This is a genomic window from Xanthobacter pollutisoli (assembly GCF_040044995.1).
Classification (GTDB): Bacteria; Pseudomonadota; Alphaproteobacteria; order Rhizobiales; family Xanthobacteraceae; genus Xanthobacter.
The window spans coordinates 88,420-104,677 of the sequence record NZ_JBDZDP010000001.1 but is presented as its reverse complement, the minus strand read 5'-3'; the positions used below and the strand labels follow the sequence as shown (position 1 = coordinate 104,677).

Here is a 16,258-nt window from a genome sequence, read left to right as displayed (position 1 = left end):
CCGCGCGCCGGCTTGGCGTGTGGGGCGGGGTGGCTCACGGCGCGTCGGGCTTTCTGCATCGCCCGCGATACAGAGGTGTCCGCGCCGCCTGCGCCGGTCCGGCCTGAGGCGCTTTTGTCCTTGCTCCCATCAGGGGGTCCTTTCATGCATGCTTCTTCAGGCAAGCCCGCGCCGGCGCGGTGCGCCTTGGCGCGCAGCCTCTATATTGCCGGCGCCAGCATGGCGGAGATCCGTCGGCAGACCGGCTTTTCCAGCGCCGGGGCCTATTACTGGATCGACCGCGAGGTGACCGGGGACGGCGCCGTCCGTTTCAGTCCGGTGCCGCGCCGGACGGTGCAGCCGGCCGGCGGCCGGCCGGTTCCCGCGCCAGCCGGCCGGCCGGACCGCAAGGGCCTGCTGCGGCGGCTGTGGCGCGCGGCGGAACGGCAGATCAACGAGATCGAGGACCGGCTGGCTCGGGCGGCCGATCCGGTGGCGGAGGACGCCGCCCCCCGCGCCGCCGCCGACACGGAGAAGGATGCCCGCGCCCTCGCGGTGCTGGCGCGCACCCTGCGCGAACTCTCCGCCCTCGAGGCCGATGCCAGAAAGATGCGGAAGGCGAAGACCCAAGATGACGGCATCCGCGACCTCGACAGCTTCCGCCGCGAGCTTGCGCGCCGCCTTGATCGCCTGCGCGAAGGCGGGGACGGCGCAGGCCCTGCTGGCGGGCCTGCCTGAGACCGATGCCGCGCGCCTCCTCGCCGACTGGGAGCTGTGGGCGCGGCCCGACCAGCTTCCCCCCGAGGCGGCGCAGGGCGGGGGCCCGTGGTCCACCTGGCTGGTGCTGGGCGGCCGCGGCGCCGGCAAGACCCGCGCCGGCGCCGAATGGGTGCGCGGCCTCGCCCTCGGCCGACCGCCCTTTTCCCCTGCCGCGGCAAGCCCCATCGCGCTGGTGGCGGAGACCATGGCCGATGTGCGCGAGGTGATGGTGGAGGGCGTCTCCGGCGTCCTCGCCGTCCACCCGCGCGACGAGCGGCCCCGCTGGGAGCCCACCCGGCGCCGGCTCGTGTGGCCCAACGGCGCGGTGGCGCAGGGCTTCTCGGCGGAGGACCCGGAGAGCCTGCGGGGCCCCCAGTTCGCTGCCGCCTGGCTCGACGAGCTGGCCAAATGGAGGCGCGCGGAAGCGACCTTCGACATGCTGCAGTTCGGCCTGAGGCTCGGCGCGCAGCCGCGCCAGATGGTGACCACCACGCCGCGCCCCACCGCTCTGTTGCGCCGGCTTCTGGCCGATCCCGCCACGGCGGTGAGCCGGGCCCGGACGGCGGACAATGCCTTCCACCTCGCCCCCACCTTCCTCGGGCAGGTAATCGCCCGCTACGGCGGCACCCGCCTCGGACGACAGGAGTTGGACGGCGAGATCATCGAGGACCGGCCCGACGCCCTCTTCGCCCGCCCGGCGCTGGAGGCGCTGCGCGAGGCCGAGGCGCCGCCGCTGGCGCGCATCGTGGTGGCGGTGGACCCGCCGGCCTCCTCCCGCGCCGGGGCCGACGCCTGCGGCCTCGTGGCGGCCGGCGTCGATGCGGCCGGCGTGGTGCATGTGCTGGCGGACGCCACCGAGCGCGGGCTGCGCCCGGCGCAATGGGCGGCGAAGGCGGTGGCGCTGTTCCACCGCTTCGCCGCCGACCGCATCGTCGCCGAGGTGAACCAGGGCGGCGAGATGGTGCGCGCCGTCATCGCCGAGGTGGACCCGGCCGTGCCGGTGGAGCAGGTGCGGGCGACGCGCGGCAAGTTCCTGCGCGCCGAGCCGGTGGCCGCGCTCTACGAGCAGGGGCGTGTGCGCCATGCCGGCGCCTTTCCCGCCCTGGAGGACGAGATGTGCGACTTCGGCACGGACGGCCTTTCCTCGGGCCGCTCGCCCGACCGGCTCGACGCGCTGGTGTGGGCGGTGACGGCGCTCGCCCTCGGCCCGAGGGCGGGCAGCCCGCGGGTGCGGGGGCTGTGAGCCCTCAGCTGCCGACGACGACGCCGCCCACCGGGATTTCCACCTGCACGCACAGGCCGGTGACGCTCTGGCCGGGCGCGAAGTCGGGCCAGCGGTCGTTGCGCTTCAGGCTGGCGCCGAGGCAGCCGCGCTCGGAGCGGTAGTAGCCGATGATCTGCTGCGAGGTCTGGCTGGTGACCAGCGGCGCGGCGCCATAGGGGCCGCCCGCATAGCCCATGGCGCCGGTGGCGACGGGCTGGACCGTGGTGGTGGTGACGATGAGGACCAGGGCATAGAGCATGACGCCCTCCCGATGCGTCCCCCCGCTCCGGTGACGCCACCGGATCTGACGCTCTGGCCAATCTACGCCTTTCCGTCCGCCGGCGGAACTGGCGGCGGACGCGCGCGAAGCTTGCGTCGGATACGGTATACCGATATCGTATGCCTATGAATGAGGCTGCATGACAACGATGTGTGCAGACATTTTGCCTAACATTGGCCCTGTCTGCCGTGTCTGGAGCCATGCGACCGCATCTCAGATCCTTTTTTGCCCGTCATGAGCCGCACTGTGCATCCCTCGGGGTCGGACTGAAGTCCGGCCTCGGCGGCATGCTGGGCATGGGGCTCGTGGGTGCCGCTGCCGCCTTCACCAGCCTGCCGCTGCTCATCGCGCCGTTCGGCGCCAGCGCGGTGCTGCTGTTCGGCCACCCCGCCTCGCCACTGGCGCAGCCGGCCAATGTGATCGGCGGCTACGGGGCGGCGGTGGGCGTCGGTATCGTCGTCGCCCTGCTGTTTCCCGGTGCCTGGTGGGCCGCGGCCCTGGGGGTGGGTCTCGCCATCCTCGCCATGCTGCTGCTGCGCGTGTCGCATCCGCCGGCGGGCGCGGTGCCGATCCTGATGACGCTGTCGCCCATCGGGGTGTTCGAGCTCGCCGGTATCGTCGCGGCCGGCGCCGTCGCTCTGGTGGCGGTGGCGAGCCTCTACCACCGGCTGCCGCCGCGCCACCACGACTATCCCCGTCGCGCCGCCTGAGCGCCCGCCGTTTTTCCCTGGTCCTGCCGTCCGTCGGCGGACCCCATCGGCCGCCTTCGGGCGGCCGTTTTCATTTCGGAGCCCTGCATGCTCGCCCAGCTTCTCGCCCCGTTCCGCCGCTCTCCGCCCGAGGCGAAGGCGAGTCGCACGGCGCGCCTCGTGGCGCTTCTCTCCGCCGGGCGGCCGCGCTGGACCCCGCGCGACTACGCCTCCCTCACCCGCGAGGGGTTCGCCCGCAACGCCATCGCCTACCGCGCGGTGCGCCTCGTGGGCGAGGCGGCGGCGTCCGTGCCTCTGGTGCTGCTGGACAAGGGGCGCGAGCGCGACGCCCATCCGCTGCTCGACCTGCTCGACCACCCCAACCCCCGCCTCACCCGCGCCGGCCTGGTGGAGGCGATCTGCTGCCACCTGCTGGTGGCCGGCAACGCGTATGTGGAGGCGGTGGCGGTGGACGGCGCGGTGCGCGAGCTGCACCTGCTGCGCCCCGACCGGGTGCGCGTGGTGCCGGGGCCCGACGGCTGGCCCGAAGCCTTCGACTACACCCTCGGGGCGCAGACCGTGCGCATCTCGCAGGAGACATTGGTGCCCGGCGCCGAGGTGCCCGCCATCCTGCACCTGTCGTCCTTCAACCCGCTGGATGACCATTACGGCTTCGCGCCGCTGGAGGCGGCGGCCCAGGCCCTTGACCTCCACAACGCCGCCAGCGCCTGGAACAAGGCGCTCATCGACAACGCCGCCCGCCCCTCCGGCGCGCTGGTGTACGGCGGCTCTGGCTCGCTCACGGAGGAGCAGTTCGAGCGGCTGAAGGGCGAGCTGGAAGCCTCCTTCCAGGGCGCGGTCAACGCCGGCCGTCCGCTGCTGCTGGAGGGCGGGCTCGACTGGCGCCCGCTCTCCCTCAGCCCCAAGGACATGGATTTCGAGGCCGCGCGCAATTCCGCCGCCCGGGAGATCGCCCTCGCCATCGGCGTGCCGCCGCTGCTGCTCGGCATCCCCGGCGACAACACCTATGCCAATTACGCCGAGGCCAACCGCGCCTTGTGGCGCCAGAGCGTGGTGCCCCTGCTGCGCCGGGTGTGCGAGGCCCTCGCCTTGTGGCTCGGCCCGGCCTACGGCGGTGGCCTCACGCTCGTGCCCGACCTCGACCAGATCGAGGCGCTCAGCGCCGAGCGCTCGGAGCTGTGGGCGCGGGTCAGCGCGGCGGAGTTCCTGAGCGACGCGGAAAAGCGCGAGGCGGTGGGCTATGGCGCGCGATAGGGGCGCGGGGCCCGCGCGCACCACCTGAAAGGAAGCGCCTGCAGCGGACCTTTGCGCTGGGCCCCGGCTCGCATTCCGCTGGCGCTGCATGCGTCCGGGGCGCGCGAGGGCGTTCTTCGTACCGCCGTCGCCCTCCGGCTTGACCGGAGGGCCCATGCTTAGGCAGGGCCCCGTATGCGGCGGGAGGGGGAACGAAGCGCCCGCGGCGGATCTTTGCGCTGGGGCCCGGCGCGCATTGCGCTGCCGCTGCATGCGTCCGTGGCGCGATGGACCTCCTCGTCCCGCCGTTGGATCGACCTTCACATCCCATCGCGAGCTGCCATGGACACCCTGATCCGCACCTTCGCCGAGCGGGGCGATCTGGCGCATGTGGCGCTGCTGCTGTGGGCGCTCGCTGCCTCGGCCGGCCTGTGGCGGGCGCTGGGCGAGCTCGCCCGGGCCAATGCCCGCATGGATGATTTCGTGCGCGAGCTCGCCCGCTTCAACGCCCGGTTCGACGATCCGCTCTGACCCTCTCACCATCCGGGAGAACCCCATGCGCTCACCCTTTCACAAGGCGTCGGGGCCGCGCATCCGCGCGCTCACCGGCGCGCCGCGGACCAAGGCGCCGCCGCCCCAGCCGGCGCCCACCGTGTTCCGCGAGTTCGTCGCCACCCTCGAGCGGCTGGAGAAGAGCCGCCGCCGCCGCAAGCCGCCGGCCGCCCCCGCGAAGGGGGAGTGAGCTATGGCGCGCGATGCCGAAGGCTTCCCCATCGAGGGCTACGCCTGCCTGTTCGACGTGGCCGACCTCGGCCGCGACCTGGTGCTGCGCGGCGCTTTCGCCGCCTCCCTCGCTCGCCAGGGCGCCGGCGGGGTGCGCATGCTCTACCAGCACGATCCCGCCGAGCCCATCGGGGTGTGGAGCGAGGCCCATGAGGACGCCCGCGGCCTCTATGTGCGCGGCCGTCTCTCGCCCTTTGTCGCCCGCGCGCGGGAGGTGGCGGCGCTGGTGCGCGAGGGCGCGCTCGACGGCCTCTCCATCGGCTTCAAGGCGGTGGAAGCGCGGACCGATCCGCGCACCCGCCTGCGCCGCATTGCCCGCATCGACCTGTGGGAGGTGTCGGTGGTGACCTTCCCCATGCAGCCGGCGGCGCGGATCGTCCGCCCGCCGCCCGCATCCCCCGCCGTGATGCTGCAGGCGGCCGCCGCGCGGCTGCGGGCCGCCGCGGAAGCTTGACCCTTTCCTCCAGACCGAAGGCTCATCCCATGTCGATCCTCACCGGCGCCCGCGCGGGCGCTGCCGAACTCCAGGCTGCCCCCGAAACCAAGGTGGCCGGCGCCGAGGCCCGCGTCGCGGTCGCCGATTTCCTCTCCGCCTTCGAGGCCTACAAGGAGGCGAACGACGCCCGCCTCGCCGAGATGGAGCGCCGCGGCACCGACGTGCTGGCGACCGAACAGCTCGCCCGCATCGACGCCGCCCTCGATGCCCACCAGGCCCGGCTCGATGCGCTGGCCACCAAGGCGCGCCGGCCGCAGCTGGGCGCCGCGCCCGAGCGCACCGGCGATGCCCGCGCCCATGGCTCGGCCTTCGACACCTATGTGCGCCACGGCGAGGCCGGCGGCCTGAAGGCGCTGGAGGCCAAGGCCCTCTCCGCCGGCTCCGGCACCGACGGCGGCTATCTCGTGCCCTACGAGACGGAAGCGGAGATCGGCCGGCGCCTCGCCGCCCTCTCGCCCATCCGGGCGCTGGCCAGCGTGCGGGTCATCGGCGGCGGCACCTATCGCAAGCCCTTCATGACCTCGGGGCCCGCCTCCGGCTGGGCCGCCGAGACCGCCGCCCGCCCGCAGACCGACAGCCCGGTCCTCGCCGAGATCGCCTTTCCCGCCATGGAGCTTTACGCCATGCCGGCGGCGACCCAGGCGCTGCTGGACGACGCGCAGGTGAACGTGGAGGAGTGGCTGGCGCAGGAGGTGGACGCCGCCTTCGCCGAGCAAGAGGGCACGGCCTTCGTCACCGGCGACGGCGTCGCCAAGCCCAAGGGCTTCCTCGCCTACACCAAGGCGGCGGAGAGCGCGTGGAGCTGGGACAAGGTGGGCTACATCGCCACCGGCGCGGCCGGCGCCTTTCCCGCCGCGACTCCGGCGGATCCGCTGCTCGACCTGGTCTACGCGCTGAAGGCCGGCTACCGCCAGAACGCCACCTTCGTCATGAACCGGCGGACCCAGGCAGCGGTGCGCAAGCTGAAGGACGAGAACGGCAACTACCTCTGGGCGCCGCCCGCCGGCGTCGGCCAGAGCGCGAGCCTCCTCGGCTTCCCGGTGGCCGAGAGCGAGGCGATGCCCACCATCGCCGCCGACGCCTACGCCATCGCTTTCGGCGACTTCCGCCGCTTCTATCTGGTGGTGGACCGCGCCGGGGTGCGCGTGCTGCGCGATCCCTATTCGGCCAAGCCCTACGTGCTGTTCTACACCACCAAGCGCGTGGGCGGCGGCATCCAGGACTTCGACGCCGCCAAGCTGCTGAAGTTCGCCGCCAGCTGAGGGAGGGCGCGCGCGTTCCCGGCGCGCTGTAGCGCGAACGAAACACCGTCGCCCTCCGGCCTGACCGGAGGGCCCATGCTTCGACCGGGCGGGGGGAGAGCCGGAAGCAGGCGCGGAGGGGGACGAAGCGCCTTCGGCGACCCATTGCGCTGGGCCCCGGCTCGCATTCCGCTGCCGCTGCATGCATCCGGGGCGCGATGGCGCTCCCCGTCCCGCCGTCGCCCTCCGGCTTGACCGGAGGGCCCGTGTTTCGACCGGGAGCTGAGCGGGGCGGAGCGATGGGTGCTCCGGTCAAGCCGGAGCACGACGGACGAGGAGAGGCGTGCGGAACGCGACGGGCAGCGGGCTTGCGGACGGAAGAGGGGCGCGCGACGCGCGCTTCCATCCCGCCTTGATTGGCCCCCACCCGATCCGCCCAACCCCACCCCGCCGTCGCCCTCCGGCTTGACCGGAGGGCCCATGCCTCGACCGGGAGCGGCGCGGGGCGGAGAGATGGGTGCTCCGGTCAAGCCGGAGCACGACGAACGAGGGGAGGCGTGCGGGGTACGAGAGAGCGGCGATGCCTTCGGAGCACGACGGAACAAGCGCCGCGCCAGAGCGCTTAGCGCCCCTCAGTTCGGCAGCACCAGGCAGGCGCCGCCGAGTTTGCGCAGGCGGTCGCACATCTTCGTGCCGTCCGCCTTGGTCTGGGCCGGCAGGCGCACACGGTAGAAGGTGCGCGGACCGCGCCCGCCCACCCGCGTCGCCACGATGACCGGCGTGAGGTCGGCGAACACCTGCGGCGCGCGCTGTGCCTCGCGGCGGAACGAGGCGAGGGCGATCTCGCGGGAATAGTTGCCGGAGATCTGCACGCCCCATGGCGCGAACAGCGTATTGGCCGGTTCCCCGGCGGCCGGGGCCGGCGCGCCCTTGCGCAGGGCGGCGACGGTGACGAGGCAGGGCTCGGACGTAAAGTCCGGCGTGTTGGCGGAGAACGCCGTTCCGCCTTGGCGCTTCAGCCCCGCCCAATCCTCGGCGGTGCGCCCGGTGATGAGGCGCACATAGGTCCGGGTCTCGTTGGGCAGGCCGCCGCCGGCGAGGAAGCCGTTCACCCGGCCAGGCCCGGCATTGTAGGCCGCCGCCGCGAGGCCAAGATTGCCGAAGCGGCGGTTGAGGTCGGCGAGCAGCGCGGCGGAGGCGGGGATCGCCGCCTCGGGATCGAACGGATTGAGCAGCCCGCGCTCCTTCGCCGTGCCGGGCATGAACTGGGCGATGCCCTGCGCCCCCGCGTGGCTCACCACATCGGGGCGGAACGAGCTCTCGCGCCAGATGAGGCGGGTGAGGAAGGAGGAAGGCAGGCTCTCCTTCGCAGCCGCCGCCTCGATGAGGCGGCAGATGGCGTGATCGACACTCTCGCCCCGTGCGGGTGTGGCCGGCGGTGCCGGAACGGCCTCCGCCGCCGGCTGCGCCTGGGCGGCGCCGGCGAATGCGACAAGAAGCAGCCGGCCGGCCCACCTGGTGAAGGTTCGGCCGGGCGCCATGCTCATCTCCCGAGTGGGCTGCCGAGCGCCGCGGCAGTGGTCTCGATCCAGTCGCGATGGGGCGACAAAAGGGTCACGCCGGTGACGCCGCCGCAGCCGCTGCGGCCGCCCACCGCCGTCACCCAGCCGATGACCCCGGACAGCGCCCCCTCGCGGAAGGCGGGTCCCCCCGAATCTCCGGTGCAGGCGCCGGCGCCGCCCTCGGCCACCCCGAGCCGGACGATGATGCCGCCGGTGATGCCGATGGCGGGGAGCGCCTGGGTGCGCAGCGTGCCGGCGCTCTGGCCGGCGCCGTCGGCGCTGACGCCGTAGCCGGCGATGAGAAAGCGCGTGCCCGCCTCCGGCAGGCCGCTCGCCGCGGCGAGGCGTGCGGCGCGCAATCGGCCGGGCAGGGGCTCGGCGAGTTTGACGAGGGCGAGGTCGGGGGTAGGCCGGCGAGTCTGGAACTGGCGGGCGTCGAAGCGCGGATGCACCGCGATCCGCGCCGCCGGAATCAGCTTGGGTGGCCCGTCGTCCACCAGCGCCACCGCATAGTCCCCCGCCGGCCCGACGCAGTGCGCGGCGGTGAGCAGCAGGTCGCGCGCCAGCACCGCGCCGGTGCAGGAGGCCCCGCGGGTGGAGACGATCATCACCGTCTGCGCCGCCACCTCCGCGCCCGCCGGCGCGCCGCCGACGATTGCCCGCGCCCCGGAGGGGGCGAGCAGGGAGCACGTCAGCGCCGCAGCGGCGAGGAGACGGAACGTCATCATGCCTGCGTTTCTGCCGCCCTGCCCGCGGGGCGTCAATGGCCGCTCGCCGGCGGGCGAGGGGGCATGCCCGGTTCGCCGGTCGTCCCGACGACGGCGACGCGGCCCCCTCATACCGCCCGCGCCCAAGCGGAGAGGGAGCCGCCGGCGGCGGCCGCCTTTTCACATCACCGGAGCCCACCATGGCAGAGCTTCTTTCCGGCCCCTCCGCCGAGCCGCTGACGCGGGACGCGGCGAAGGCCTTCCTGCGTCTCGACGGCGATGCGGAAGACGCCCTCGTGGACGCCCTCGTCGTCGCGGCGCGCCGCTACGTCGAGGCCGACACCGGCCGCATCCTGATGGAGCAGACCTGGCGCTTCTCCCTCGACCGCTGGCCGCTGCGCGGCATCATCCCGGCGCCGGTCTCGCCGGTGCGCGAGATCCTCACCGCCACGGTTGCCGCCGCCGACGGCACGCCCATGGCTCTGCCGGCGGACGCGCTGGCGCTGATGGCGGATCGCGCCCCCGCTCTGATCCGCGTCGATCCCGCGCGCGTGGCCGCGCCGCAGGTGACGCATGGCGGCATCGTCATCACGCTGAAGGCCGGCTACGGCGTGGCCGCCGCCGACGTGCCGGCCGATCTCGTGCAGGCGGTGCGGCTCATGCTCGCGCATCTCTTTGAGCATCGCGACGGGCCGGGCGATGCGACGGCGCTGCCCGCCGCCGTGCGCGCGCTCGTCGCGCCCCATCGCGTGGTGCGGCTGTGAGCGGGATCGGCGCGCTGCGCCACCGCCTCACCCACCAGACGGCGGTGGACGTGCCCGACGGCGCCGGCGGCGTCTCGCGCACCTTCCTCGCCGTCGACGTGCTGTGGGGTGCCATCGAAACCGCGGCCATGGACTACGGCGTCGCCGAAGAACGTCCGCGCGCGCTCTCGGAGGTGCGCGTCACCGTGCGCGCGCCCAACACCATCGCCGCCGGCGACCGGCTGGTCCACGCCGGGCGCGTCTTCCATGTGGAGAGCCTCGCCGACGCGGACGGCCGCGGCCGCTTCCATCTCGTCCGCTGCCGGGAGGAGCAGACATGAGCGCGCGCGGCACCGAGCTGAGGGTGCGCACGCGCGGCCTCGACGGCCTCGCCCGCCGCCTCGCCGCCCGCCACCTGCCCGCCGCGCAAGCCGCCGCCGCCGCGCGCGCCGCCGCGGCGCTGGCGGCCGAGATCCGTACCGAGACCGGCGCCGTTGCCGCCGTCGCCGGCCCGCCGTCGCGGCCGGTCGTGCAGGTGTCCGGCGCCGACTTTCTGACCCGCGTGCGCGGCGCCTTCGACCGGCCGGGCGATCCGGTGCTCGACCGCATCCGCCTCGCCTTCGCGCGGCGCTGGAGGACGCGATGAGCCTGCCCCTCGACAGCCCGGCCCTGGCCCTGCGCGCCGCGCTCCATGCCGCGCTCGCCGCCGATGCGGCGCTGGTGGCACTGCTCGGCGCGCCGCGCATCCACGACGTGCCGCCGGCCGATGCGGACTTCCCCTTCGTGGCGCTCGGCGAGGCGGTGGTGGCCGACTGGTCCACCGCCACCGAGGCGGGCACCGAGCAGGCGCTGACCCTGCACGTCTTCTCCCGCTCCGGCGGGCGGGCGGAGGCCTTCGCCATCGCCGCGCGGGTGCAGGAGGTGCTGCACGATGGGGCGCTCGCCCTCGCCGGCCACCGGCTCGCCAACCTGCGCGCCACCACCGCCGAGGTCCGCCGCGAGAGCGACGGGCGCACCTTTCACGCTCTGGTGCGGTTCCGCGCCGTCACCGAGCCCCTGTGATCTTCGGAGACCAACATGGCCGCGCAGAAGGGCAAGGACCTGCTTCTCAAGGTGCATGACGGCACCGCGTTCGTGACCGTGGCGGGGCTGCGCACCCGCACCCTCGCCTTCAACGCCCAGAGCGTCGACGTGACCCATTCGGAGAGCGCGGGCCGCTGGCGCGAGCTGCTCGACGGGGCGGGCGTCCGGCGCGCGTCGGTGGCGGGCTCCGGCGTGTTCAAGGATGCCGCCTCCGACGCCCTCGTGCGCCAGCTGTTCTTCTCCGGCGCGCTGGCGGGCTGCCAGATCGTGATCCCGGATTTCGGCACCCTCTCCGGCCCGTTCCAGGTGACCGCGCTGGAGATCGCAGCCGAGCACGACCGCGAGGTGACCTTCGACCTGACGCTGGAGAGCGCCGGCGAGATCACCTTCGCCGCGCTGTGAGCGCACCTTCCTCTGGCCGGGAGACACCCATGCCCAACCGCAGGCGCGGCGAGATCGCGGCCGTGCTCGACGGCACGCCCCGCGTGCTCGTCCTCACCCTCGGCGCACTGGCGGAGCTGGAAGCCGCCTTCGGCGCCGACGATCTGATGGCGCTGGCCGAGCGCTTCGGCCGCGGCCGGCTCTCCGCCCGCGACGCGGCGCGCATCATTGCCGCCGGGCTCAACGGGGCGGGTGGGTCGGTGAGCGTGGAGGAGGTGGCCCGCATGCGTGCCGACGGCGGGGCGGCGGGCTTTGCGCGCATCGTCGCCGATCTCCTCGCCGCCACCTTCGGCGCGGAGGCCGAGGCGCCGCCTTCCCCTCCGCCGCCGCAGCCGGCGTGACAGCCTCGCCCGCGGCCCGTCCCTTCCCCTGGGCCGAGGCCATGGGCGCTGGCCTCGGCCTGTTGCGGCTCGCCCCCGATGCCTTCTGGCGCATGACGCCCCGCGAGCTGGCCGCGGCCCTTGCACCGCTGCTGCCCGCGCCGGCCGACGGGCTCGACCGGGCCGGCCTCGCGGCGCTGATGGCGCGCTATCCCGACCCTTCCCACTGAGGACCGGCCATGACCGAGACCGTCGACATCGCCCTCGAGGTGGACACCCGCAGCGCTCTGGCGGCGCTGGGCGCGGCGGAGGTTTCCGCGCGCGGCTTCGCTTCGGCGCTCTCCTCGGCCTTCACCGGGCTCGCAGTGCAGGGCAAGGACCTCGGCAGCGTGCTGGAGCAGCTCGTCACCCGGCTCGCCAACCTCGCCCTCAGCGCCGCCCTGAAGCCGCTGGAGAGCTCGCTCACCTCGCTGCTCTCCGGTGCCGGCGGCGCCCTCGGCTTCGCCCGCGGCGGGGTGATTTCCGACGGCCAGGTGAAGCCCTTCGCGCGCGGCGGCGTGGTGGCGGCGCCGACCTATTTTCCCATGGGCAGTTCCGGCCTTGGCCTGATGGGCGAGAAGGGCGCCGAGGCCATCCTGCCCCTTGCCCGCGGCGCCGACGGAAAGCTCGGGGTGCGCGCCGCGGAGGGCGGCGGCCGGCCGGCGGTGACGGTGAACATCGCGACGCCGGACATCGCCGGCTTCCGCCGGTCGGACGCCTATCTCTCGGGGCTCGTGGCGCGCGCGGTGGCGCGCGGCCAGCGCGGTGCGTGACGCCTCAGCGCGCGCTCTTCCACGGGTCGGCCGGGACGGCGAGGGAAGGCTGTGGGGGCGAAGCAGGCGGGGCGGTGGGGGTGGCGCTGAACTGGTTCGGTGCGCTGCTCAGGGCCTGCCCGCCATAGACGTCGGTGCGCACGGCCGCGCCGGTGCGCACGCAGGAGTCCGAGCCGGGCACGCGCTTGAAATCCGCGCCATAGGCCGCGCAGGTCGTATCCGCCTTTCCGGCTGCCGGGGCCTGCGCCGCGGCGGGCGCAGCGCCCGCCACCAGCGCGACCGCGAGCATCGCGAGACTGCCACCGCAGGCGCGAAGGACGGGGCCCGCACACAAAGACACGACGCTCCGCGACGCGCCGGCAGCCGGCCCGGCGCCAATCGCCGCGACGCGGCTATCGAGGCGTAGGGACGCGGGGACCACGAACGCGGGAAACGCGGATGCGATGGCGCGGGAGGCGGCAGAGGGGTGGCCGGCAGCGCGGCGCGCGGGGCGAGTCATGGCATAGGTTCCGGCACCCGCCGCAGGAGGCGGGCAGGCGCGGACCATAGCGCGACGGCGCCTGCCGGGAAATCCCCGGCACACGCCCTGCGCCCCCGACCCAAGTGACCTAACGATAAGACAATGCTGAAAAATCCGATGCCCGCAGAATCCGCGGCAGCTGGGCTGCACGCGCTGCGGGCCATCCACACGGTTCTTATCCGCGATCCACCCTTGGGGCTGATCGCCGGCCTCGGCGCACGTCGCCGCGGCGTGCTCATCTGATGGGGTTCACCTGATGGGCTGCACCTCCTGCGGGCTGCTGCACCTGAAGGGCGATCCGTGAAAGGCGGTGACCTGGTTCCCGTGGCATGCGGCATTGCCCCTCTCGCCGTGCCCTCGGGTCCGAACCCCACCTCGACCGTTCCGCCCGCAGGCTGTCGCGTCCCGCGGAATGGTGTTCCGACCACCGTGCCGGGCGGGACATGAAGACGGGTCTTCCATGGAAGCCTGCCGACACCCTGCCGCGACCTGCGCGCCGGATTCTCTCGCTTGATCCGCCCCGGAGGCCGGGACGTCATCGCCTCGTCGCTGCCGCCCGTGGGCGACATCTGGTGCTGTGCTCCGGCGGCGGCGCTGCGACCGTGCGGTCCGCGTCCGCCATCAGGAGGCGAAGATCACTTCTTCGCGGGAGCCTTGGGGGCCTTCGCAGCCTTCGGGGCGGCGGCCTTGGGCGCAGCGGCCTTCGGAGCAGCGGCCTTCTTGGCGGCGGGCTTGGCAGCGGCCTTGGGCGCGGCGGCCTTGGCCTCGGGAGCGGGAGCTGCGGCGGGCTTGGGCGCTGCGGCCTTCTTGGCGGCGGGCTTCTTCTCCGCGGTCTTCGGAGCAGCAGCCTTGGGCGCGGCGGCCTTGGCAGCCTTCGGCGCGGGAGCCTTCTTGGCGGCCGGAGCCTCGGCGGGCTTCGCAGCAGCCTTGGGAGCGGCGGCCTTCGGCGCAGCCTTGGGGGCAGCGGCCTTCTTGGCCGGGGCCTTCGCCTCTGCCTTGGGGGCGGCAGCCTTCGCGGCGGCGGGCTTCTTTTCCGCAGCCTTGGGAGCGGCGGTCTTGGTCTCGGCAGGCTTCTTTTCGGCGGCCTTGGGAGCAGCCTTGGCAGCGGCCTTGGGGGCGGCGGCCTTGGCGGCGGGGGCCTTCTTCTCGACGGGTTTCTCGGCGGCGGCGGCCGGCTTCTTGGCGGGCTTGGTAGCCATGCTTTCGCTCCATGCTCAACGGGGCATCGGAAAGTCAAGGCGTCACGTTCAACTATGTCAAGGCCGTCTCTACTGTTTTCGCCCAAGAATTGGGGAATAGGGGCATCATATGGCCACCTTTCATGAGATTTTGTTCCCCCTGGAGGTCGCACTGGGCGCTTCGGGCGGTCCCGAGCGCGTCACGGAGGTGGTGACCACCGCCTCGGGGCGCGAGGAGCGCAACACGCGCCTCGCTGATTCGCGACGGCGCTGGGACGCCGGATACGGGGTGAAGAGCTTCGCTGCGCTGGCCGAGATCGTGGCCTTTTTCGAGGAGCGCCGCGGCCGCCTTCACGGCTTCCGCTGGCGCGATCGTCTCGACCATTCCTCGGCGCTCCACGGCGATGCGATCACCCCCCTCGACCAGCGTCTCGGAACCGGCGACGGCGCGCGCACGATATTCCCTCTCACGAAGGCCTATGGCGCGCTCCACGCGCCCTATCTGCGGGCCATCTCGAAGCCCGTCGCGGGCAGCGTGCGCGTCGCCGTCAACGGCATCGAACAGGTTGAAGGCGCACACTTTTCCATCGATGCGACGCGCGGCGAAATCAGCTTCGCGCTGGCCGCCGCGCCAGCGCCGGAAGCGGTGGTGAGCGCGGGCTTTGCCTTCGATGTTCCGGTGCGTTTCGACACCGATTTCCTGGAGGTCAATCTCTCCGCCTTCGCCGCGGGCGACATCCCCCGCATCCCCGTCATCGAGATCCGTGTGTGAGGCCGCGATGCGCTCCCTCGATCCCGCTTTCGCCGCCCATCTCGCAGGCGGCGTCACCACCCTCTGCCGGGCCTGGCGCATCACCCGCCGCGACGGCGTGGTGCTGGGCTTCACCGACCACGATCGCGACCTCTTGGTGGAGGGGCTCACCTGCCTCGCGGCGTCCGGCATCTCCGGCTCGCAGAGCAGTTCCGCGTCGGGCCTTGCGGTGACCGGCGCGGAACTCTCCGGCGCGCTCAGCGCCGATGCCCTCGACCCTTCGGATCTCGCCGCCGGCTGCTACGACGGCGCCGCCATCGACCTCCTTCTGGTGAACTGGCAGGACGCCGCCCAGCACGTGCTGCTGAGGCGCGGCACCATCGGCGAGGTACGCTGCGCCGACGGCGCCTTCACCGCCGAGATCCGCGGCCTCGCCGATGCCTTCAACCAGACCCGCGGGCGCCTCTTCACCGTCACCTGTGATGCCGATCTCGGCGACGCGCGCTGCGGCGTGGATCTCACCGATCCGGCCTACGCCGCAACCGCCGTGGTGAGCGCGGTGCAGGGCGCGCTGCGGCTGCGCGTCAGCGGTCTCGACGCCTTCGCCGCAGAAGCGTTCGCCCGCGGCAAGGCGCTGATCGTGAGCGGTGCCGCGGCGGGCTTCTCCACCGAGGTCAAGGCGCACCTCGTCGATGCGGAAGGCGCGGTGCTGCGCCTGTGGCAGCGCCCACCGGCAGACGTGGTGCCGGGCGATGCCATCGCGCTCACCGCCGGCTGCGACAAGCGCTTTGCCACCTGCCGGGACCGCTTCGCCAACGCGCTGAACTTTCGCGGTTTTCCGCACATGCCAGGCAATGATTTCGTCATCACCGTCGCCATTCCCGGCGAGGGCGGCTACGACGGGAGCCTGTTGGAATGAGCGCGCCCGCGCCCCTCTCGCCGGCGCGCGCGGCCGTCCTCGCCGAGGCCCGCGCCTGGATCGGCACGCCCTATCTGCACCGTGCCTCGCTGAAGGGCCACGGCGCCGATTGCCTGGGACTCGTGCGCGGGGTCTGGCGCGCCGTGGTGGGGGCCGAGCCCGAGCCGCTGCCGCCCTATGCGCCGGACTGGGCAGAGGCCGGCCGGCGGGAGACGCTGGCCGAGGCCGCGGGGCGCTGCCTCGTGCCCGTGGCGCTCGATGCGGCGGCTCCTGGCGACGTGCTGCTGTTCCGCTTCCGCGCGCACCTGCCGGCCAAGCACGCGGCCATCCTCGCGCCGGGCGCGCGGATGATCCACGCCTATGACGGCGCGAGCGTGTGCGAGACCGCCTTGTCGCCCTGGTGGCGCCGGCGGCTGGCCTATGCCTTCGCCTTCCCGGACGGACGGTGAGGGCATCCTTCCGTCCCGGTCCGCGGCA

At 73.6% G+C, this 16,258-nt stretch carries 25 protein-coding genes; 20 read left to right on the top strand and 5 right to left on the bottom strand.

All coding sequences use genetic code 11. The features are described 5' to 3' along the window. Window positions 1-144: 144 nt before the first annotated feature. The gene (locus tag ABLE93_RS00530; protein WP_348837121.1) at window positions 145-717 is read left to right on the top strand and encodes a hypothetical protein; all 573 of its coding nucleotides are present in this window, start codon (window positions 145-147) and stop codon (window positions 715-717) included. Then, complete coding sequence (locus ABLE93_RS00525) at window positions 611-1,981, top strand: DNA-packaging protein (RefSeq protein ID WP_348837119.1); 1,371 nt, start codon at window positions 611-613, stop codon at window positions 1,979-1,981. Before ABLE93_RS00530 ends, ABLE93_RS00525 begins: the two co-directional genes overlap by 107 nt. A gap of 4 nt (window positions 1,982-1,985) precedes the next feature. Here the strand turns inward: ABLE93_RS00525 and ABLE93_RS00520 are convergent, their stop codons facing one another. Beyond that, window positions 1,986-2,261 carry a hypothetical protein gene (locus ABLE93_RS00520; RefSeq protein ID WP_348837117.1) on the bottom strand — a complete coding sequence of 92 codons (276 nt, stop codon included), beginning with the start codon at window positions 2,259-2,261 and terminating at the stop codon, window positions 1,986-1,988. Window positions 2,262-2,482: 221 nt separating this feature from the next. On the opposite strand from ABLE93_RS00520, the gene ABLE93_RS00515 reads away from it, so the two are divergent. The 6 genes from ABLE93_RS00515 (at window position 2,483) to ABLE93_RS00490 (ending at window position 6,766) form a co-directional block, all read left to right on the top strand. After that, entirely contained in the window at window positions 2,483-2,992 is a 510-nt protein-coding gene (locus tag ABLE93_RS00515) for an HPP family protein (protein ID WP_348837115.1), read from the top strand. A gap of 87 nt (window positions 2,993-3,079) precedes the next feature. Further along, a complete protein-coding gene (locus ABLE93_RS00510) occupies window positions 3,080-4,246 on the top strand; it encodes a phage portal protein (RefSeq protein ID WP_348837112.1) in 1,167 nt (388 codons plus the stop codon). Window positions 4,247-4,567: 321 nt separating this feature from the next. Further along, a complete protein-coding gene (locus ABLE93_RS00505) occupies window positions 4,568-4,756 on the top strand; it encodes a hypothetical protein (RefSeq protein WP_348837110.1) in 189 nt (62 codons plus the stop codon). Between the two features lie 25 nt (window positions 4,757-4,781). Continuing rightward, entirely contained in the window at window positions 4,782-4,967 is a 186-nt protein-coding gene (locus ABLE93_RS00500) for a hypothetical protein (RefSeq protein ID WP_348837108.1), read from the top strand. A gap of 3 nt (window positions 4,968-4,970) precedes the next feature. After that, window positions 4,971-5,462, top strand: coding sequence for an HK97 family phage prohead protease (locus ABLE93_RS00495; RefSeq protein WP_348837106.1), 492 nt, complete (start codon window positions 4,971-4,973; stop codon window positions 5,460-5,462). A 29-nt stretch (window positions 5,463-5,491) separates the two neighbouring features. Continuing rightward, complete coding sequence (locus ABLE93_RS00490; RefSeq protein ID WP_348837103.1) at window positions 5,492-6,766, top strand: phage major capsid protein; 1,275 nt, start codon at window positions 5,492-5,494, stop codon at window positions 6,764-6,766. 611 nt (window positions 6,767-7,377) lie between these two features. Here ABLE93_RS00490 and ABLE93_RS00485 read toward each other — a convergent pair. Both ABLE93_RS00485 and ABLE93_RS00480 read right to left on the bottom strand, forming a co-directional pair. Further along, entirely contained in the window at window positions 7,378-8,292 is a 915-nt protein-coding gene (locus ABLE93_RS00485) for a lytic transglycosylase domain-containing protein (protein WP_510182952.1), read from the bottom strand. After that, complete coding sequence (locus ABLE93_RS00480) at window positions 8,289-9,035, bottom strand: S1 family peptidase (protein ID WP_348837099.1); 747 nt, start codon at window positions 9,033-9,035, stop codon at window positions 8,289-8,291. The genes ABLE93_RS00485 and ABLE93_RS00480 overlap by 4 nt, the downstream gene beginning before the upstream one ends. 179 nt (window positions 9,036-9,214) lie before the next feature. On the opposite strand from ABLE93_RS00480, the gene ABLE93_RS00475 reads away from it, so the two are divergent. From ABLE93_RS00475 to ABLE93_RS00440, 8 genes are read left to right on the top strand one after another with little or no spacing between them, the layout of a single operon-like run. Beyond that, a complete protein-coding gene (locus ABLE93_RS00475) occupies window positions 9,215-9,778 on the top strand; it encodes a head-tail connector protein (protein WP_348837097.1) in 564 nt (187 codons plus the stop codon). After that, a complete protein-coding gene (locus ABLE93_RS00470) occupies window positions 9,775-10,098 on the top strand; it encodes a head-tail adaptor protein (protein ID WP_348837096.1) in 324 nt (107 codons plus the stop codon). The genes ABLE93_RS00475 and ABLE93_RS00470 overlap by 4 nt, the downstream gene beginning before the upstream one ends. After that, the gene (locus ABLE93_RS00465; RefSeq protein ID WP_348837095.1) at window positions 10,095-10,403 is read left to right on the top strand and encodes a hypothetical protein; all 309 of its coding nucleotides are present in this window, start codon (window positions 10,095-10,097) and stop codon (window positions 10,401-10,403) included. Before ABLE93_RS00470 ends, ABLE93_RS00465 begins: the two co-directional genes overlap by 4 nt. Further along, complete coding sequence (locus tag ABLE93_RS00460) at window positions 10,400-10,819, top strand: DUF3168 domain-containing protein (RefSeq protein ID WP_348837094.1); 420 nt, start codon at window positions 10,400-10,402, stop codon at window positions 10,817-10,819. Before ABLE93_RS00465 ends, ABLE93_RS00460 begins: the two co-directional genes overlap by 4 nt. A gap of 15 nt (window positions 10,820-10,834) precedes the next feature. Next, window positions 10,835-11,242: a phage major tail protein, TP901-1 family gene (locus ABLE93_RS00455; RefSeq protein ID WP_348837093.1), complete on the top strand. Its 408-nt coding sequence runs from the start codon at window positions 10,835-10,837 to the stop codon at window positions 11,240-11,242. A 29-nt stretch (window positions 11,243-11,271) separates the two neighbouring features. After that, window positions 11,272-11,622 carry a gene transfer agent family protein gene (locus ABLE93_RS00450; protein ID WP_348837092.1) on the top strand — a complete coding sequence of 117 codons (351 nt, stop codon included), beginning with the start codon at window positions 11,272-11,274 and terminating at the stop codon, window positions 11,620-11,622. Beyond that, the gene (locus ABLE93_RS00445) at window positions 11,619-11,831 is read left to right on the top strand and encodes a rcc01693 family protein (RefSeq protein WP_348837090.1); all 213 of its coding nucleotides are present in this window, start codon (window positions 11,619-11,621) and stop codon (window positions 11,829-11,831) included. The genes ABLE93_RS00450 and ABLE93_RS00445 overlap by 4 nt, the downstream gene beginning before the upstream one ends. Before the next feature lie 9 nt (window positions 11,832-11,840). Further along, entirely contained in the window at window positions 11,841-12,413 is a 573-nt protein-coding gene (locus tag ABLE93_RS00440; RefSeq protein ID WP_348837089.1) for a phage tail tape measure protein, read from the top strand. A gap of 4 nt (window positions 12,414-12,417) precedes the next feature. Here the strand turns inward: ABLE93_RS00440 and ABLE93_RS00435 are convergent, their stop codons facing one another. Next, window positions 12,418-12,702, bottom strand: a complete 285-nt coding sequence (locus ABLE93_RS00435; RefSeq protein WP_348837088.1) for a hypothetical protein — start codon at window positions 12,700-12,702, stop codon at window positions 12,418-12,420. Window positions 12,703-13,035: 333 nt separating this feature from the next. Here ABLE93_RS00435 and ABLE93_RS00430 point away from each other — a divergent pair, with 333 nt between their 5' ends. Beyond that, window positions 13,036-13,176: a hypothetical protein gene (locus ABLE93_RS00430; protein ID WP_348837086.1), complete on the top strand. Its 141-nt coding sequence runs from the start codon at window positions 13,036-13,038 to the stop codon at window positions 13,174-13,176. A gap of 392 nt (window positions 13,177-13,568) precedes the next feature. Here the strand turns inward: ABLE93_RS00430 and ABLE93_RS00425 are convergent, their stop codons facing one another. Next, window positions 13,569-14,132: a hypothetical protein gene (locus tag ABLE93_RS00425; RefSeq protein ID WP_348837084.1), complete on the bottom strand. Its 564-nt coding sequence runs from the start codon at window positions 14,130-14,132 to the stop codon at window positions 13,569-13,571. Between the two features lie 109 nt (window positions 14,133-14,241). Between ABLE93_RS00425 and ABLE93_RS00420 the strand changes: the two genes are divergently transcribed. From ABLE93_RS00420 to ABLE93_RS00410, 3 genes are read left to right on the top strand one after another with little or no spacing between them, the layout of a single operon-like run. After that, complete coding sequence (locus ABLE93_RS00420) at window positions 14,242-14,883, top strand: phage distal tail protein, Rcc01695 family (RefSeq protein ID WP_348837083.1); 642 nt, start codon at window positions 14,242-14,244, stop codon at window positions 14,881-14,883. A gap of 7 nt (window positions 14,884-14,890) precedes the next feature. Then, on the top strand, window positions 14,891-15,781 hold the full coding sequence (locus ABLE93_RS00415) for a phage/gene transfer agent baseplate hub protein (protein ID WP_348837082.1): 891 nt from the start codon (window positions 14,891-14,893) through the stop codon (window positions 15,779-15,781). Beyond that, window positions 15,778-16,230: an NlpC/P60 family protein gene (locus tag ABLE93_RS00410; protein WP_348837080.1), complete on the top strand. Its 453-nt coding sequence runs from the start codon at window positions 15,778-15,780 to the stop codon at window positions 16,228-16,230. Before ABLE93_RS00415 ends, ABLE93_RS00410 begins: the two co-directional genes overlap by 4 nt. The last annotated feature ends 28 nt before the right edge of the window (window positions 16,231-16,258 follow it).